The organism is Calothrix sp. CBUCES-K 9914, assembly GCF_059640475.1.
In genome coordinates, this window is record NZ_JBXXZH010000095.1 from 13,867 (window position 1) to 31,531 (window position 17,665).

Annotated in this window: 6 protein-coding genes; 5 read left to right on the forward strand and 1 reads right to left on the reverse strand. The window is 39.8% G+C overall.

Annotation, left to right across the window (positions count from 1 at the left end; genetic code table 11):
• Positions 1-67: 67 nt before the first annotated feature.
• A complete protein-coding gene (locus tag AC2JBO_RS21120) occupies positions 68-2,377 on the reverse strand; it encodes a CHASE2 domain-containing protein (RefSeq protein ID WP_496955619.1) in 2,310 nt (769 codons plus the stop codon).
• A gap of 272 nt (positions 2,378-2,649) precedes the next feature.
• Here AC2JBO_RS21120 and AC2JBO_RS21125 point away from each other — a divergent pair, with 272 nt between their 5' ends.
• From AC2JBO_RS21125 to AC2JBO_RS21145, 5 genes are all read left to right on the forward strand, one after another.
• Complete coding sequence (locus tag AC2JBO_RS21125; RefSeq protein WP_496955620.1) at positions 2,650-3,045, forward strand: hypothetical protein; 396 nt, start codon at positions 2,650-2,652, stop codon at positions 3,043-3,045.
• Positions 3,046-4,032: 987 nt separating this feature from the next.
• Positions 4,033-13,014, forward strand: coding sequence for a Calx-beta domain-containing protein (locus tag AC2JBO_RS21130; protein WP_496955621.1), 8,982 nt, complete (start codon positions 4,033-4,035; stop codon positions 13,012-13,014).
• 514 nt (positions 13,015-13,528) lie between these two features.
• Entirely contained in the window at positions 13,529-13,924 is a 396-nt protein-coding gene (locus AC2JBO_RS21135) for a hypothetical protein (RefSeq protein WP_496955622.1), read from the forward strand.
• Positions 13,925-14,036: 112 nt separating this feature from the next.
• Complete coding sequence (locus AC2JBO_RS21140; RefSeq protein ID WP_496955623.1) at positions 14,037-16,226, forward strand: peptidase domain-containing ABC transporter; 2,190 nt, start codon at positions 14,037-14,039, stop codon at positions 16,224-16,226.
• Positions 16,195-17,665 (forward strand): HlyD family secretion protein (locus tag AC2JBO_RS21145; protein WP_496955624.1); only part of this gene is annotated, 1,471 nt, incomplete at its 3' end. The genes AC2JBO_RS21140 and AC2JBO_RS21145, both read left to right, overlap by 32 nt.

Sequence of the window (17,665 nt, forward strand, 5' to 3'; positions counted from 1 at the left end):
ATGATCCCCCCAACTCCCCTTAATAAGGGGGGCTTTAAGAGCTTGAATAGTTCTTGTTCCCCCCTTATTAAGGGGGGCTAGGGGGGATTTTCTTATATCTATAAATCACTAAACTGCTATTAACAAATATCAATACCAAAGCAGGAGGAACTAAAGGTATCCAACCTCCCTTGAAAATAAGTAATCCCCAACAAGTTATATATAATGCGCCTGTTGCAACTCCTACCCCTATTAACATTAGACGTGGTGATATTAAACGCCAAGCTAGTAAGCCTCCAACTAATGACCAAACTAAAATCCAAATAGTTTCCACTGGTTTTGACCAAGACCAAATTAAAGGTCGCTTATCAAGTACTGTACTGAGAATATGGCTAACCATGTGTGCCTGAATTTCTACACCTGGTAAATCTACTGAGTCATCACTGCTACTATAAGGTGTACGCCACTGATAATCACCAAAACTAGGGTCTGTGGTGCCAATAAGAACTACACGATTTTTTATTCTCTCAGTATCGAATTGATTACTAAGAATTTCAGTTAGAGTTACTTTTTCTGCAATTTCTGGCGCCGCTCGATAGTTAAGTAATATTTGATGACCGATAGCGTTAATTTTGCGGTAGCCACTTGTATTCTCTTCTAAGGTTTTAAATACTACTGTGCCAAGTTTTAAGTAATTATCTGGTGTAATTTCTTGCTGTATTCCTGAAAAAGATAGGTAATGAGTTGCAAGTTTCCAATTAAACGAGTATTTGCTTTGACAAGGAGTTGCAATATCTACAGCTAGTATTTGGCGCCGCAATATGCCATCAGGGTCGCGCTCGACATTATTAAAACCTTGACCGCGTTTTGGAACATGTGAAGGTGGTTTGATACCTGGTTTACCATAGAAACAAATTGCAAAGAAGTTATTGCTCTTCATTTTTTGGACTAGGGTTGGATATTTTTCTCCTACACCTGTTTCTCTATATATATCTAAACCAATAGCTCGCGGTTGGGACTGTTCTAGTTTTGATAGTAATTGTGCTAAAGAACGCTCTGATAAAGAAGCTGCTCCTCGTTCTATTACAGGTTGAGACTGAACGTCTGAGTCTGTAATGGTAACTATTAATAACCGTTTATCTGCTCCTTCAGAGGGGCGCCATCGCATCAGTTGGTCGTAAGCTTGAAGTTCCCATGTTTGTAAGTAACCTAGCGTTCTAATGGTAATAACTATACTGCTAACAGCGACGCTGGCTAAAGCGACTTGCCAAAGCGGTATAGTACTGGAGTTATGATACTGTTTATCAAGATGTTTAATAAGCCATTTCAAATCAAAAACCGCTTGATAGATAGGGTTTTTGATAACTAAATTCCCCTGATATTGATGTACTAAGCCAGAGAGACGTAATTCTAAATGTTCGTTAGAATTATTTGCAGGTAGTTTTCCCTTTTGCAAAATTTGTTTATACAGTAATAGTAAGCGTTGTGTGGAACGCGCGTTTCTAAGAATACGGTCACGAACTGTCCGTAAATGCTCTGGTTCATCTTGAGATTCCCAATTCTCAATAATTTGCTTTTTGACTAATTGGTTTATTGAACGGGGTGTTTGTAGTTGAGATTGTTGGGAAATAAGCAAACAAAGTTTTTGGGTTAAGAAGGGTTGTCCAGAAGTCCAGTACAATACTCGTTTTAAAACAAGCGAAGGATTGCTAGTTTTTTCGAGCAAACCGTGCATAAAAGTGTTAATCTCGTGCAGTTGAAAGCCTTTTAATTCAATGGCTCGACCAATATTAAAGGGAGTAGCATTTTCATCTTGTATCAAATCAGCAGGTGTTGCTACACCCAATAGTGCAAAGGTAAGCCTTCGATATTCTGTTTTGCTTGCTCTTTTATCGTAACAGTTGCGAATTAAAGCAAAAAACTCGTCTGTGGGAAAGCTTAAACTGAGAACGCTATCGATTTCATCAATAAAGATAACTATTTTTTGCTTAAGTTGTGTTAACAATACGTTCTCAATAAACTCCCCTAAACGTTGCACTGGCGAAAGGTCTTCTTGCTGGCGCCACCAACTACGACGGTCTATATTTAGCTCAAAGCCGCTGATTAGTTCTTGAATAATACCTCCATACCATTGGGATGCAGTAATTTCTTGACTTCCAATTCCACTCAACTCAATTTCAACACAGGCGATGTCTTGTGACTGTAGCTTGTACATTGTACGAATGCGTAAGCTTGATTTACCCATTTGCCGGGAATTGAGAACATAACAATATTCGCCTGCTAACAAAGCGTTGTAAAGTTCATGGTCTGCAGAGCGAACAACATAAGTAGGAGCGTCAACAGGTAGACTTCCTCCGGCTTGATATTTGTAATTGGAGTTAAAATCAGCCCTGAACATTAATTTTCTCTCCCAAGACTCAGATTCCCGACTTCTTGGAGAAGTCGGGAATCTGGTTTTGCACAAATTATATATCGTTTCAGCCTATAGGCAATATTTTTTATATCTCACCTGAATTTTCCTGAATTTAGCATAAGTACTAAAATAAACTTTATTTGACACTCCTCAATTTCACTCAACAATTCAATTATGTCTTCAAGCATACTGTGAATAGAGAGCAACAAAAAGGCTTTCAAATCACAACTAATTAATCACAAATGAAGGACACAATCATGTCACTTTCTAATTCAAACGAACAACTGTTTACCGAATTGACATCTGAAGAAGCATCTGTAATTGAAGGAGGCGCCACTCTTACTTTATATAATGCGACTGCGGTTCATGCAGGTGCAGACCCCGGGTGGGGTAACGGAGATGACCTTTACATTAAAGTTAACGGTAATAAAGTCTTTGGAACTAAAGACGACGTAGATACTGGCGAGACTGCCTATATTAACAAACGAGTATCCTTCAATGGTACTGCAAAGGTTAATCTTTTTGACTCCGATTGGTTCGATGACGACTATTTGGGAGGTTTTACTGTAGGAACCACTCCAACTAATGGTACAAAAACAATCCGAGTAAGTGGTTCTGGTTCTACTTACGATGTAACATACAGCGTTGCTTAGTAGGTCGATTGAAACCTGGTTTCTCAAACTTTTGTTCCAATTGCAGAATCTGAATTTGTCAGGATATGTCGGGGCGCCATGCCCCGCTTTCTTTTCCTATAATACAGGAATTATGAAATACCAAATTGTTAGTGCGATTAATGCCTTAGTTTCCCAAATGGTCCTCGGTTTACCTAGTCAATTTTTTATTGCTCTGGTTTCCTTAAGTTTAATGTTGGTGTACAGTTGGGAACTTACTTGCGCTTCCATTGTTGTTTGTTATTATCGTTACAGGAATAAATCTACTTTTTTTGCCAGCATTGCGTAATAAAAGCCGTAATCTTTTAGTAGGGGTAGAGATGACAAAGCTGTCACCAGGGGGGAAAGTGAGTCTGAAAACCTTGCTATAGAAGCTTTTAAGCTATCGGTATCCAATAAATCATCTAGACCCAGTTCGCTTTTAATTAGCCAAAGTTACCACAGAGTTGGAACGAAAGAATGAGGGTTTTAACTATGTAGTAACATACTACAAAGAAGTTTTTGTACTACTTTGCCCCTAGTGATATTATGTCCGGTTGATTACCCATAATTACCACGTTACGTAGAGACGGTATTAATTCGGTCTCTACAATAATTTTATTATGGTTATGCTCCCTGACATGATATGATACGTTCGTCAGCTCTACCCCATGTTCTCAATCAACGTAACAATAAGTGTTTGGGATAATTACTAATAATTTATTAAAAAAAATTGAATGTTGTATTTTTAACATATACATCATGTATTATGTTGTACAATCTCTACAAGCTGTCCATAACTAGGTATAAATATTTATGCTTTTGTAAGTCATCTTCTTTTTATTTAGTTAATGAATCTATATTCAATAGGAGCAAAACCAATTCATAAATAATCTTTCTATAGATTAAATTCAGCCTTATGTTTGTATGTAAATTTGATGATATATGGACAGTTCTTATACATTATAATTTTTAAACAAATAACATCTTATGTTTACTAACATCACAAATTCAACAACCACAGATACCAGCTTATACGACCCTTCCCTGAATCAAACGCTATTACTAGCGCTAGAAGGAGTGCGGGAATATCTCAAGGAATTTGGTGCCAGTCCAGAGTTCATAGATAAGATGCATTTAGCATTTGGGGATTTTCAGATTGAAACCGCTTTAAAGTTGGCTGCTGCTTGGGAAAATGAAGATTTTAGCTTGATACCATCAATCGTATTTCTTTCCAAGGCAGATTTAAATGGGGCGAATGGTGCTTATGCTGGAGCGACGAATACAATTTATTTGTCTAAGGAATTTGTCGCAGGAAATCAGAATAATTTAGCAGCAGTAGTCAATGTTGTGTTAGAGGAGTTTGGGCATAGAATTGATACACTGCTGAATCAGACGGATAGTGCTGGAGATGAAGGGGCGATTTTCTCAGCGTTAGTACGGGGTTATAGTCTGGATGATGCAACCTTAGAGGCTTTGAAAGCAGAGGATGATTCAGGGATAGTTACAGTGGATGGGGAAGCGCTCGCAATTGAACAAAGTACAAACGTTATTAGAACTGCTAGTGGTGACGGTGAATTACGAGTTACGGTAGATGAATTCGGTGGCTTTGATAGTGCTTTGTACGATCCAATTGGTTCAAAAACCTTGGCTGATACAACTTACAGTTCCTTTATTGCCCTAGGAATTATTGGCACCAATGGTACAACTGGAGCGCGTACTCAATTAAACTCATCAGCTAGCAATAATGAAACATTTACTAATTCTAATAACACTATTACAAATAGCACCTTCACCGTTAGCGGATTACAGTTTCAACTTAGACAAACTGTTCAAGATACCCTCAATAGCACTGCAATAAGAACAGGCAGTCGATTAGACCAGACTTACACCATTACTAACACTACTACTCAAACAATCAATTTCGATATTATCCGCTATGTGGATGGAGACTTAGCCTTTGATGGCAGTATAGCTGATGGGGGTGGAAGAATTGTTCAGGATGGACAAGAGATTTTGTTTGAAACAGACCGTGGAGGAACTGGACAAACAGATACAACTTTCTTTGGGATTGCTGGTACTGGTGGTACTATCCCCACTACAAACCGTTGGGAATTAGATGGTTACAGTAGTCTCAAATCTAATGTTCTGGGTGGAAATAGCCTGCGGAATATAATAGTGCGAGGTGACAGCGATTCTAACCAATTTATTGATCCTGGTGCTGAGTATGATGTAGCACTCGCATTGAGAAACGTTTTTTCCTTGGCGCCAGGACAATCTACCACCTACACAACAACAACTCGCTTTGGCTCTGGTGAAGCTGGTCAATTAGATGTTACTCCGCCAACTGGTGGCATTAATAATTTACCTGCAACTACTATCGGCAATAATATTAACGTGACTTGGGGCGCGACCGACCCTAGTGGCATTAAAAACTATGATGTGTTCGTATCCGTTAATGGCGCCGCTTTTACTCAATGGCTAACAGATGTCACTACAACTTCTGCTGTCTATAGCGGCGAGTTAGGTAAAACTTATACTTTTTACAGTATAGCTACTGATAATGCAGGTAACGAACAAATTGTTACAACTGCGCCTAGAACTTCTACTCAAATAATTAATCCTATAACTCTTGCTGTTAGCCCCACTAGCGTTACCGAAGATGGTACTACCAACCTTATTTATACCTTCACTCGCAGTGGCAACCTCACTACTGCCTTAACTACTAATTTTAATGTAGGTGGTACAGCCACATTTAACACCGACTACAGCCAAACAGGCACTGCTAGTTTTAATGCTACTACAGGGACAGTTACCTTTGCAGCAGGCGCCAGTACAGCAACTGTTACTATTGACCCCACACCTGATACCACTATTGAGTCTAACGAAACCGTTACCTTAACCCTTGCAGATGGTGCAGGTTACACTATCGGTACAACAACAGCAGTTACAGGAACAATTGTTGACGATGACACTTTAACAATTCCGGGTACTTTAAGCTTTAGCGCTCCTCAATTTAGTGTTCGAGAAGATGGAACACCTATTGCTGCTGTAACGGTTATTCGCACTGGGGGAAAAGACGGGGCTACAAGTGCCACAATTAACTTAAAAAATGGAACAGCGAAGGCGCCTAGCGACTACAACAACACACCAATTACCGTTAATTTTGCTAATGGAGAAATTAGTAAAACAGTCACTATTCCCATCGTTAATGATACAATACTAGAACCAGATGAAACCCTGCAATTAATCCTCACAAACCCAACAGGGGGGACAACAATTGGACAGCAAAATACTGCAACCTTGACCATCATTGATAAAGATGCGCCTTTAATCACAGGACTTGCTCAAGGGTCTTCTGGTAGTAATAAAGGTCAAGCGACTATTGTTATTGCAGGGCAGAGTTTTTTACCAACAGATCAAATAAGCATCGTTGACCCCAATGGCGTAGAAAAAGCTGCTAGCAAAGTTTATTGGGTGAATGCAAAAGAAGCTTGGGCAACTTTTGACTTACAGGGATTAGCTACAGGTAAATACGATGTTAAAGTTGCGAATGGACAAAATAGTTCTGTTTCCAACGATACTTTTACCGTAACGGATGGTTCTCTGGGCAATATTCAAGTTAAGTTGAGTTATCCAGCGCAAGGCGTAGTTACAGTTAAATACACTAACATTGGACAAACAGATATTGTTGCACCTCTGCTAAGAATAACCCCCACAAACGCCCAAGTTACTTACCCAGAAGAAAATACTGTTAGTGCGACTCTGCGTCAACTGCTAAATTTAACATTAGCAACGAGTGATAATGGCCCAGCAGGAATTTTGGCGCCTGGTAAAAGTGGAGAATTTTCCTTTAACTATACCCCCAATGGCAATGGTTTAATTTCCTTTGCAGTTGAACAAGTTAAGCCAGATGAAGTAATTAATTGGGCGAGCATTAAAGCAGAATCGCGCCCAGACTATTACACTAGCTCAGAAGCTTGGGATGTGACTTGGAGTAATTTAACAGATGCTTTAGGAACAACTACAGGACAGTTTCAAACTGTGATGGCGGAGAATGCCAATTATTTAAGTCAATTAGGACAAGAAACTAATGACTTACATCGCTTATTTGCTTTTGAGTGGCAACAAACTGCCAATAATCTGTCCAATATAAGCTTAACAACAATAACAGACGTGGTGGATTCTGCACCAGGGCTTTCTCTAACATTTAATCGTACTTTCTATCAATCTATTGCCGAACGCTACAATTTAGGTAGTTTTGGACGAGGTTGGGCTAGTCAGTGGGATTTACGCGCGACGACTGATAGCAAGGGAAATGTTGTTATCCGCAGTGTAGGAGATTTACAGCGTGTTTTTGAGAAAAAGACTGATGGCACTTACACAGAAGATGGTGGTGCAACCTTAACCATTACCAATGGTCAGTATCGCTTAAAAGAAGCTAACGGTATAGTGTCACTGTTTGGAACTGATGGCAAACTCAGTTATGTTGAAGATACCAACGCTAATCGAATTACGCTGCAATACACCAACAATAATCTCACTAAGTTGGTTCACACCAACGGCGATAGTTTAACCTTAGCTTACAATGCCCAAGGGCGGATTAGTCAGATTACCGATTCCACAGGACAAATCACCAATTACAGCTACGATGCTTCCGGAGAAAACCTACTATCTGTCACCAGTCCTGAAGGCACAACGACTTACACCTACGATACTGGAAATATTGCCGCAAAAAAATATTCTCTTTTATCGGTAAAATCAGATTTAGGTTATCAACGTAGTTTTGAATACGATAATCAAGGTCGTTTAATTAAAGAATTTAGTAACGGACAAACCCAAACCCTAAACTATAGTTACGATAACACTGGCGGGGTCACGATTACGGATAATACGGGTGCCTCCCAAACAATCTTACTGGATGACCGAGGAAATGGGGGACAAATTCGAGGAGTTAATAATCAAAATCTAATTTTCCGCTATGACGCAAATGGAAATTTGATTGGTGCAACACTTCCTAATGGCAGTCAAACTGGTTACACTTACGACAGTAAAGATAATTTAACTCAACAGACAAATTTACTTAGCCAAAACGTTAAATTTACCTACGATTCCACTTTTAATCAACTGACAGGTTTTACAGACCCTAAAGGTAATAGCGTTAATTATACCTACGACACAAAAGGCAATCTCAGCAAAATCACATACCCAGATGGTAGTTTCCAACAGTTTAGTTTGGATGCGTTGGGTAATGTTACTAGTTCTATCAACCGTCGCGGTAATACGATTCAATATACCTACAACACCAGTGGACAGCTAACTAAAAAACAGTATGCGGATGGCTCTAGCGCTACCTATAGCTATGACACCAAGGAAAATCTTACCAGTGTTACTGATGGAACAGGAACCATTACGATGCAGTATGATACTGCAAATCGACTTACTAATATAACCTATCCTACAGGACGTTCTCTAAGCTATACCTACAATGTTGATGGTCAACGTACCAAACTTGTCTCTCAAGATGGTTATACAGTTAACTATAGCTATGACACCGTTGGACGCTTAAAGACTTTAACTAATGCCACTGGAGAAAATATTATCAGCTATGACTATGATAGTGCAGGTCGTCTAATTAAAGAAACCAACGGCAACGGGACTTATACGACTTATGAATACGACCTACAGAATCAGTTAACTCGTTTAAGTAATTATAAAGCAGACAATACGGTTAACTCCAAGTTTGAGTATGCCTATGATAATTTAGGTCGGCGTACTAGCATGACTACATTGGAAGGAACTTTTCAATATGGTTATGATGCAACAGGGCAATTAACATCTGTTGTTACACCTACAAATCGTACCATTAACTATCAATATGATGCTGCGGGAAATCGCATTGGTGTAACGGATAATGGGACGACTACTAACTACAGTACCAATAACCTCAATCAATATACCAATGTAGGTAATGCTGTCTATACCTACGATAAAGATGGAAATTTGATTAGCAAAACAGAAGGAGGACAAACTTCAACCTATACTTATGATGTTGAAAATCGTCTAACTAAAGTTGTCGCTCCTCAAGGAACTTGGGATTATCAATATGATGGGTTAGGAAATCGCGTCGCTACTATCTTAAATGGTCAACGGACGGAATATTTACTAGATCCTCTTGGGTTAAGAGATATTATCGGAGAGTATGACAGGAATGGCAATTTAGTTGCCAATTATACTCACGGCATTGGTTTAGTCAGTCGAGTTAATGGTAGCAATAGTAATTATTATGATGCGGATGCAATCGGTTCAACTGTAGGATTAACGGCTAATGATGGTAGTTATGTTAACCGTTACAGTTATTTACCTTTTGGGGAAGATTTAACCAAGCTTGAAGGCATTGCTAATCCATTTGAGTATGTAGGTCAATGGGGCGTTACTAATGAGGGTAATGGACTCGATTTCATGCGGGCAAGGTTTTATGATAGCGGATTGGGACGGTTTACGGCAGTTGATCCGATTGGGTTCAATGGCGGGGATACGAATTTTTATCGGTATGTATCAAATGACCCCGTAATTTATATTGATCCCATAGGTTTTGCTCGGTTTTATTATCGTCCACTAGATGGATATTTAGGCATACTTTATCCAATTGGTCGTAATCCTTTAGATAACTATACCAACACAGAGATTGGCCATGAGCAAATTTTTTATGATGATGGAACTAATGAAGGCTATTTTAATGATGGTAAAGTCAGACCAGATAATCCAAAAAATTTAACGAATTATGATCCAAGTTCTGCTAGTAAATACTACGATGATGATTTGCTAAGACAAGCTGTTAAGAATGTTAAGCCAGATCCTTATTTTGTTATTCCTACCCCTTGGAATGATAATTGCCAATCATGGGCTGAAAGAGTCAGAGACGAATATGAGCGTTTAAAAAATCAGCAACCCAAACCACCCAAAACTCCAACCCCTGGCGGCGGTACAACCAACGACCCTCACCTCAAAACCCTCGACGGATTAGGCTACGATTTCCAAGCAGTTGGCGAATTCACCCTTGTTAAATCCATCACCGACGACTTTGAAATCCAAACCCGGCAACAACCTTGGAATACCAGCACCAGTGCTTCTGCTAATGCTGCGATCGCAATTAAAAGCGACGGACAACGAATTGCACTTTACGCAAACCAACCTCAAAAACTGGTCATTAATGGTAATGCAACTACCCTCCCCGATGGCGCCCTTTATGCAGTAGGTCAAAATCTAATCACTCGCCAAGGTAATCAATACAGCATCATCACCGCTAATAATGACCTAATTTTGGTTAACGACAGAGGCACTTTCCTCAACATCAACCTTGGTTTAGCTGATAACCGCAAAGGTAAAGTAGTCGGACTTTTAGGTAACTTTAACAATAACCGTAATGATGAATTTGCCCTACGGAACGGGACAGCTATCGGCGCCACCATTACCAATCAACAACTTTATGGCGACTACGGCAACAGTTGGCGCATTACCCAAGAAACTTCTCTCTTTGATTATGCTGCGGGAATTAGTACAGCTACCTTTACAGATTTGGCCTTTCCTCGCAACATTGTTACTATCGATACCCTCACACCCCAACAACGCGCGACTGCCGAGCAAATCGCCCGCACTGCTGGAATTACCGACCCACAAGTATTAGAAGACGCAACCGTTGATATTTTCCTCACCAACGGTGCCCCCGAATTTATCCAAGGTGCCATCAGCCAACAACGTCTCAACGTTGCGAATAACCCCAATACCCTTGTTAACCCCGATGGCTTTGGTGACGAACAATGGTTAACTTCTGGTGCTGTCATTCCTTATACCATCCGCTTTAGTAATAATGCTGCTCAAGGAACTACCCCAGTTGCCCAAGTAACCATCACCCAACAACTCGATACAGACCTTGACCTTAATACTTTTAGCCTAAATAGCTTTGGGTTTGGTGATATCACTATTAATGTAGATACCGGAGCAAAAAATTACAGTCGGCGCCTCGACCTCCGCAGTACCAAAGGCGTTTTTGTCGATGTCAACGCTGGACTGGACGCTTCTACAGGAGTTGTCACCTGGACATTTACCGCTATTGACCCCACTACTGGTAACGCTGCGAACAGTACAACTCAGGGTTTCTTACCTCCTAACGACCAAAACGGCGCCGGACGAGGTTTTGTAGGCTACAGCATTCAACCCAAAGCCAACCTCACTAATCGCACCCGTATTGATGCCCAAGCCAGTATTACTTTTAACAGCCAAACACCAATTCAAACTACCGCAATCTTTAACACCCTGGATAGTGACATTCCCACAAGTAAAGTAAACGCCTTAGCTGCCAACAGTAATGCTAACTTTACCGTGTCTTGGACAGGTTCAGATAACGGCAGTGGTATCGTTTACTACGATATTTATGTTGCTACAGATGGCGGTCAATATGTTCTCTGGAAAGATAAAATCACAGACACTTCTGCCACCTATAACGGTGAAACAGGAAAAACATACGCTTTCTATAGCGTCGCTACCGATAATTTGGGTTTAAAACAAATAGCCCCAACTCAAGCTGATGCGACAACAACTATTGCTACTATTGTTGCTAGTAACAATCCGCCCACAGTTAAACAAGCAATCATAGATCAAACTACAACCGAAGACACAAACTTTACCTTTACCATCCCAGAAAACACTTTTGCCGATATTGACGCTGGTGATCTACTTACTTTCTCAGCCACTTTAGAAAATGGTAATCCCTTACCAAGCTGGCTTACCTTTAATCCCGCAACTCGAACCTTTAGCGGTATACCTACTAACAACAATGTCGGTAGTGCCAACATTAAAGCAATAGTGACAGATAAATATGGAGCAAGTGTTAATGACGTATTTAATTTGACAGTTAAACAAAACAACACCTTACCCACCTTCAAGCTAGAAAAAATTGCCGATGATATTTTTAACGTCACCAGTAACAGTGGCAAATTAAAACTTCAAGTGACTCTAACTGGACGAAGTTCTAATAATGTTAATGAACTAGGAGTATTTACCGTTGACGATGCTCAAGGTAACATCCAAGGTATTGCTCCAGGTGCGGTAGGTTATACCGAAGCAGCTTTAAACCGAGCTAATGTAATTTTCTCAGCAATCGCCAATCTTCCCAATGGTTTTAATCCCAACAATTTGACACAACATCTGCTAGAATTTAACTCCGGTAACAACCTAAGATTTTATCTCGTAAAAAACAGTTCAACTGATGCTGTACGGGCTGGAATTACACCAGCCACAGACGTACTATTTTCTGACCCCTTAAGGCAAAAGGTTACAGACTTAGGCGCTGACAGTTTTTCCCTTGCTTGGAAAGATGGTAGTAACAGCAATGTTGATTTCCAAGACTTAGTAGTAAATGTAAAGGCAACAAATGATTCATTACCTTTAGGCACAGCAACCCAAGGAAATTTTCAAGGAGAATTGATTGATTTACGTTCTATAACAGGTCAAGTACAAGCTGAGTTTACATTGAACAGAGAAGCAGCTTTCAATAATTTTGTTGGTTTCTATAAAATTGCCAATGTCAACGGTGGCATTGATATTGATAACAATGGTAGTGTTGATTTACAACCTGGTGATGCTGGTTATATAGAAGCTGCTATTCGAGGACGTATACCAGGAATTGATTTAACAGTTAACAATCAATCTACAGCAATATTTAAATCTACATTAGAAGGTGGTTCACTGTTGGCGCCATTTATAATAGCAAATGGTACACCAGAAGCAATTATAGACAATAATCCTAATAACAACTCTGATGTTTATGTACCTTTCCAAGTTGCTAATCCTGGCAAATATGACCACATTCGTTTGTTAGGAAACAATACATGGGGCTTTGAGGATTTACCTCTTGGCGGCGATAAAGATTACAATGATGTAGTCATGCGCGCAAATTTAAAACTAATCTAAAGATGAGTTAATTAGCTTAAGTCGTGGTAGTCAACTAATAGATAATGCTGGAAGTTGTTTAACTGGTCGTTTACTTAGCTTACATCTTGCACCTTCTCAACAAGGGTAAGGTGGGCAGTGCCCACCCTACGCAATAATAGGCATTACAAGCTTTTTTATTCTCAATAAGCTCGTGGTGCAAGATGTCAGTTAGGGACTTCCAAAAATTAAATTAACCATCTTGTGGGATGGGCGTCCTCGCCCGTCCAAGTATCTGGGCAGTCAAGGATGCTACCCCTGTTAAGGTGTACTAAAAAACACTGTGGTAAATATATATCATTTCAGCTTAGAAAAAAAGTGGCGTTGCGTCTTACCTGAATTTTCCTGAATTTAGCAGAAATACTAAAATAAACCTTATTTGACACTCCTCAATTTCACTCAACAATTCAATTATGTCTTCAAGCATACTATGAATATAAAGCAACAGAAAAGCTTTCAAATAACAACTAATTAATCACAAATTTCGGAGAAAATTATGTCACTTTCTAATTCTAACGAACAACTGTTTACCGAATTAACTGCACAAGAAGCATCTGTAGTTGAAGGAGGCGCCCGTCTTATTTTACATAATGCGACTGCTATTAATGCAGGTGCAGACTTCGGGTGGAGTAACGGAGATGACCTTTACATTAAAGTTAATGGTACCAAAGTCTTTGGAACTAAAGACGACGTAGATACTGGGGAAACTGCCTATATTAACAAATCAGTATACTTCAATGGTACTGCAAAGGTTAATCTTTTTGACTCCGATTGGTTCGATGACGACTATTTGGGAGGTTTTACTGTAGGAACCACTCCAACTAATGGTACAAAAACAATCCGAGTAAGTGGTTCTGGTTCTACTTACGATGTAACATACAGCGTTGCTTAGTAGGTCGATTGAAACCTGATTTCTCAAACTTTTGTTCCAATTGCAGAATCTAAATTTGTCAGGATATGTCGGGGCGCCATGCCCCGCTTTCTTTTCCCATAATATAGGAATTATGAAATACCAAATTGTTCTTCAACACAGTGAGGAAGACTGTGGTGCTGCTTGCCTTGCAACTATTGCTAAACATTATGGACGTACCTTTGCTATTAACCGCGCGCGCGAAGCGGTTGGTACAGGTTCGCGAGGTACAAGTTTACTGGGTTTAAAACGGGGAGCAGAAACGTTAGGTTTCCATGCACGTCAAGTTAAAGCTACTCCTCAGTTACTTGAAAGACTTAACGAAATACCTTTGCCTGCGACTATTCACTGGAAGGGGTATCATTGGGTTGTTTTATACGGCAAGAAGGGTAATAAATACGTAATTGCAGACCCTGCTGTTGGTCTACGGTATTTAACCAGTAAAGAATTAGTCGCTGGTTGGATGAATGGCGTAATGTTGTTATTGGAACCTGATGACAGCCGTTTTTACTTACAAGAGTCTGATAAAATAGGCGGTTTTGGGCGTTATATTCAACGGGTTTTACCTTATCGGATGATTCTTGCCCAAGCTATTGCAATTAACTTATTTATTGGATTATTATCGCTTGCCTCTCCCTTTATGATGCAACTGCTCACTGATGATGTGTTGGTGCGGGGAGATACTCAGTTGCTAACTACTGTGGCAATTGGGGTAATTGTCATGAATTTAGTTAGAAGTGCTATTGGCTTGGTACAATCAAACCTGATTGGTCACTTTGCACAAAAGTTGCAGTTAGGACTAATTTTAGAATACGGTCAAAAACTATTACATTTACCTCTTTCTTATTTTGAAGGGCGCCGTAGTGGAGAAGTAGTTAGTCGTATTTCTGATGTTAATGCTATTAATGCCTTAGTTTCCCAAATTGTTCTCGGTTTACCTAGTCAATTTTTTATTGCTCTGGTTTCCTTAAGTTTAATGCTGGTCTACAGTTGGCAACTTACCTGCGCTTCAATTCTGGTTTTTATTGTCGTTACAGGTATTAATCTGCTTTTTTTGCCAGCATTGCGTAATAAAAGCCGTAATCTTTTAGTACTGGGTACAGAAAATCAAGGTTTTCTTGTGGAAACCTTTCGTGGTGTGCAGGTACTAAAAACAACACAAGCTACTCCTCAAGCTTGGGAAGAGTATCAAAATAATTTCGGGCGCCTAGCTAATTTGGGCTGGAGTCGGATGCAACTAGGGTTGTATAGCGGTACTTTTACGGGTATTATTTCGACTTTAACTAATATTGGTTTACTTTGGTTAGGTAGCAGTTTAGTGATTAATCAGACTTTAAGCATTGGGCAATTGCTGATGTTTAACGGGATGAGTGGTAATTTTCTTGGTTTTTTAAGTTCGGTTATTGGGTTAGCTGACGAGTTTATCACTGCTCAAATAGTTATTCAACGTTTGACAGAAGTTATTGACGCGACTCCAGAAGACGAGAATGATTTTAAAAAACCTTGGGCAGAAATTCCAGGGAATGCTGATATTAATTGTACTAATCTTAATTTCCATCATGCGGGTAGGGTTGACTTACTAGAAGATTTTTCTCTAACTATCCCTGGTGGTAAAGTAATTGCTTTAATTGGTAAATCTGGTTGTGGCAAAAGTACCCTTGCTAAACTGCTTGCTGGTTTATATGAGTCGCAATCAGGTAATATTCGTTATGGCGCCTATAATCAGCAAGACCTTTCTTTAGACTGTTTGCGCTCGTCGGTTGTATTAGTTCCTCAAGAACCGCACTTTTGGAGTCGCTCTATAGTTGATAATTTCCGCTTTAGTTATCCCAATATTAGTTTTGAACAAATTGTCAAAGCTTGTCAAATAGCTGGTGCAGATGATTTTATCAGTAACTTACCTGACAAATACCAAACTGTGTTAGGTGAATTTGGCGCCAACCTTTCTGGTGGACAGCGACAAAGGTTAGCTATTGCTAGAGCGATAGTTACCGACCCACCTATATTAATATTAGACGAATCTACAGGCGCCCTTGACCCAGTTAGTGAAGCTGAAGTACTAGATAAACTACTATATTATCGTCAGGGTAAAACCACAATCATGATTAGTCACCGTCCCAAAGTCATCCAGCGTGCGGATGTAATTGTACTTTTAGAACAGGGGCGCCTAAAAATTCAAGGTACTCCAGACGAACTACGTGAAATACCCGGTACACACTTAGATTTTTTAGAAGATTTTCTCCCCCCAAGTTATGCTTACACACGAATCTTTAAACCCTGTTGAACAAAATTTTCTACCCCCAATTAAACGCTGGACTCAGTTTGGTGGAATTTTTATCTTCAGTGTATTGAGTCTAACTATACCTATAGCTTCATTTGCCAAGTATAAAGTTACTGTCAAAGCACAAGCAACCATCCGTCCTGCCGGAGAACTACGAATTGTTCAGTCAGCAACCGAGGGTCAAGTAATGCATATCTCTGTCCAAGAAAACCAAATAGTCAAAAAAGGAGATATTATTGCCACAATTGACGACTCGCGTCTACAAACTAAAAAGAGCCAACTGCAAAGCAATCTCCAACAAGGCAAATTACAACTCGTTCAAATCAATGCCCAAATAAATGCAATGGGTAATCAAATTCGCGCCGAAACAGAGCGCATAACTCGTACAATTGCCTCAGCAGAAGCTGAATTAAGCGGTCGTATCCGTGAGCATAGAGATAAAAATTTGACAACGGTGGCAGAAGTTCAAGAAGCTGATGCGAATATTAGAATCGCCCAAGAAGAACTATATAAAGGCTACGCTGATTTAAAATCAGTAAAATCAAACTATTATGCAACTCAAGCAATCTTAGCAGCAGCACGAACAAAGCGAGAAAGATACGAAAGTGTAGGTAAAGAAGGAGCTATTTCTAAGAATCAGTTAGAAGAAACACAGTTAGCAGTTGCTCAACAAGAACAAGCAGTTGAAGCACAAAAAGCATTAATAGATTCACAAAAACAAACAATTAAACGCTTAGAACAAGCAGTCTTAGCAGCGCGCGCTAGAAAACAACGCGCGCAAGCTATTCTTAACCCCAGTAATTCAGAAGTAGGAATAGCACAACAACGTATAGCCCAAGAAAAAGCAACACTTAAAGCAAGCTTTGCAGCATTAAGCAAAGAACGACAAGCCTTAATTAATCAACGAATTGATATTCAAAAACAACTAGAACGAGATATTCGTGAGTTACAACAAGTAGAAACCGACATTAAACAAACAGTTATAGCGGCGCCTTCTGACGGTACTATATTCAAGTTAGTTCTAAGAAACTCCACCCAAACAGTACGAGCAGGTGAAGAAATTGCTACTATTGCACCCAACAACAGCAATGTAGTAGTAAAAGCTATCGTTGACTCCCAAGATGTAAGCAAAGTCAAAATAGGACAAAAAGTCAACTTACGAGTATCAGCTTGTCCTTATCCAGACTACGGAACTCTCAATGGTAAAGTCAAAGCCATATCTCCAGACGCCATTACTCCCCAAGCTAATGGTAATGCTAATGGCGCCATTGCCACAACTCAAAAACCCGGTGTAGGCGCCACATTCTACGAAGTAACAGTAGAACCAAACAGCCTCATCCTAGGCAAAGGCGCCAACAAATGTTCCATCCAACTAGGCATGGAAGGCAGAGCAGACATTATCTCCAGAGAAGACAATGCACTCCAATTCTTCCTAAGAAAAG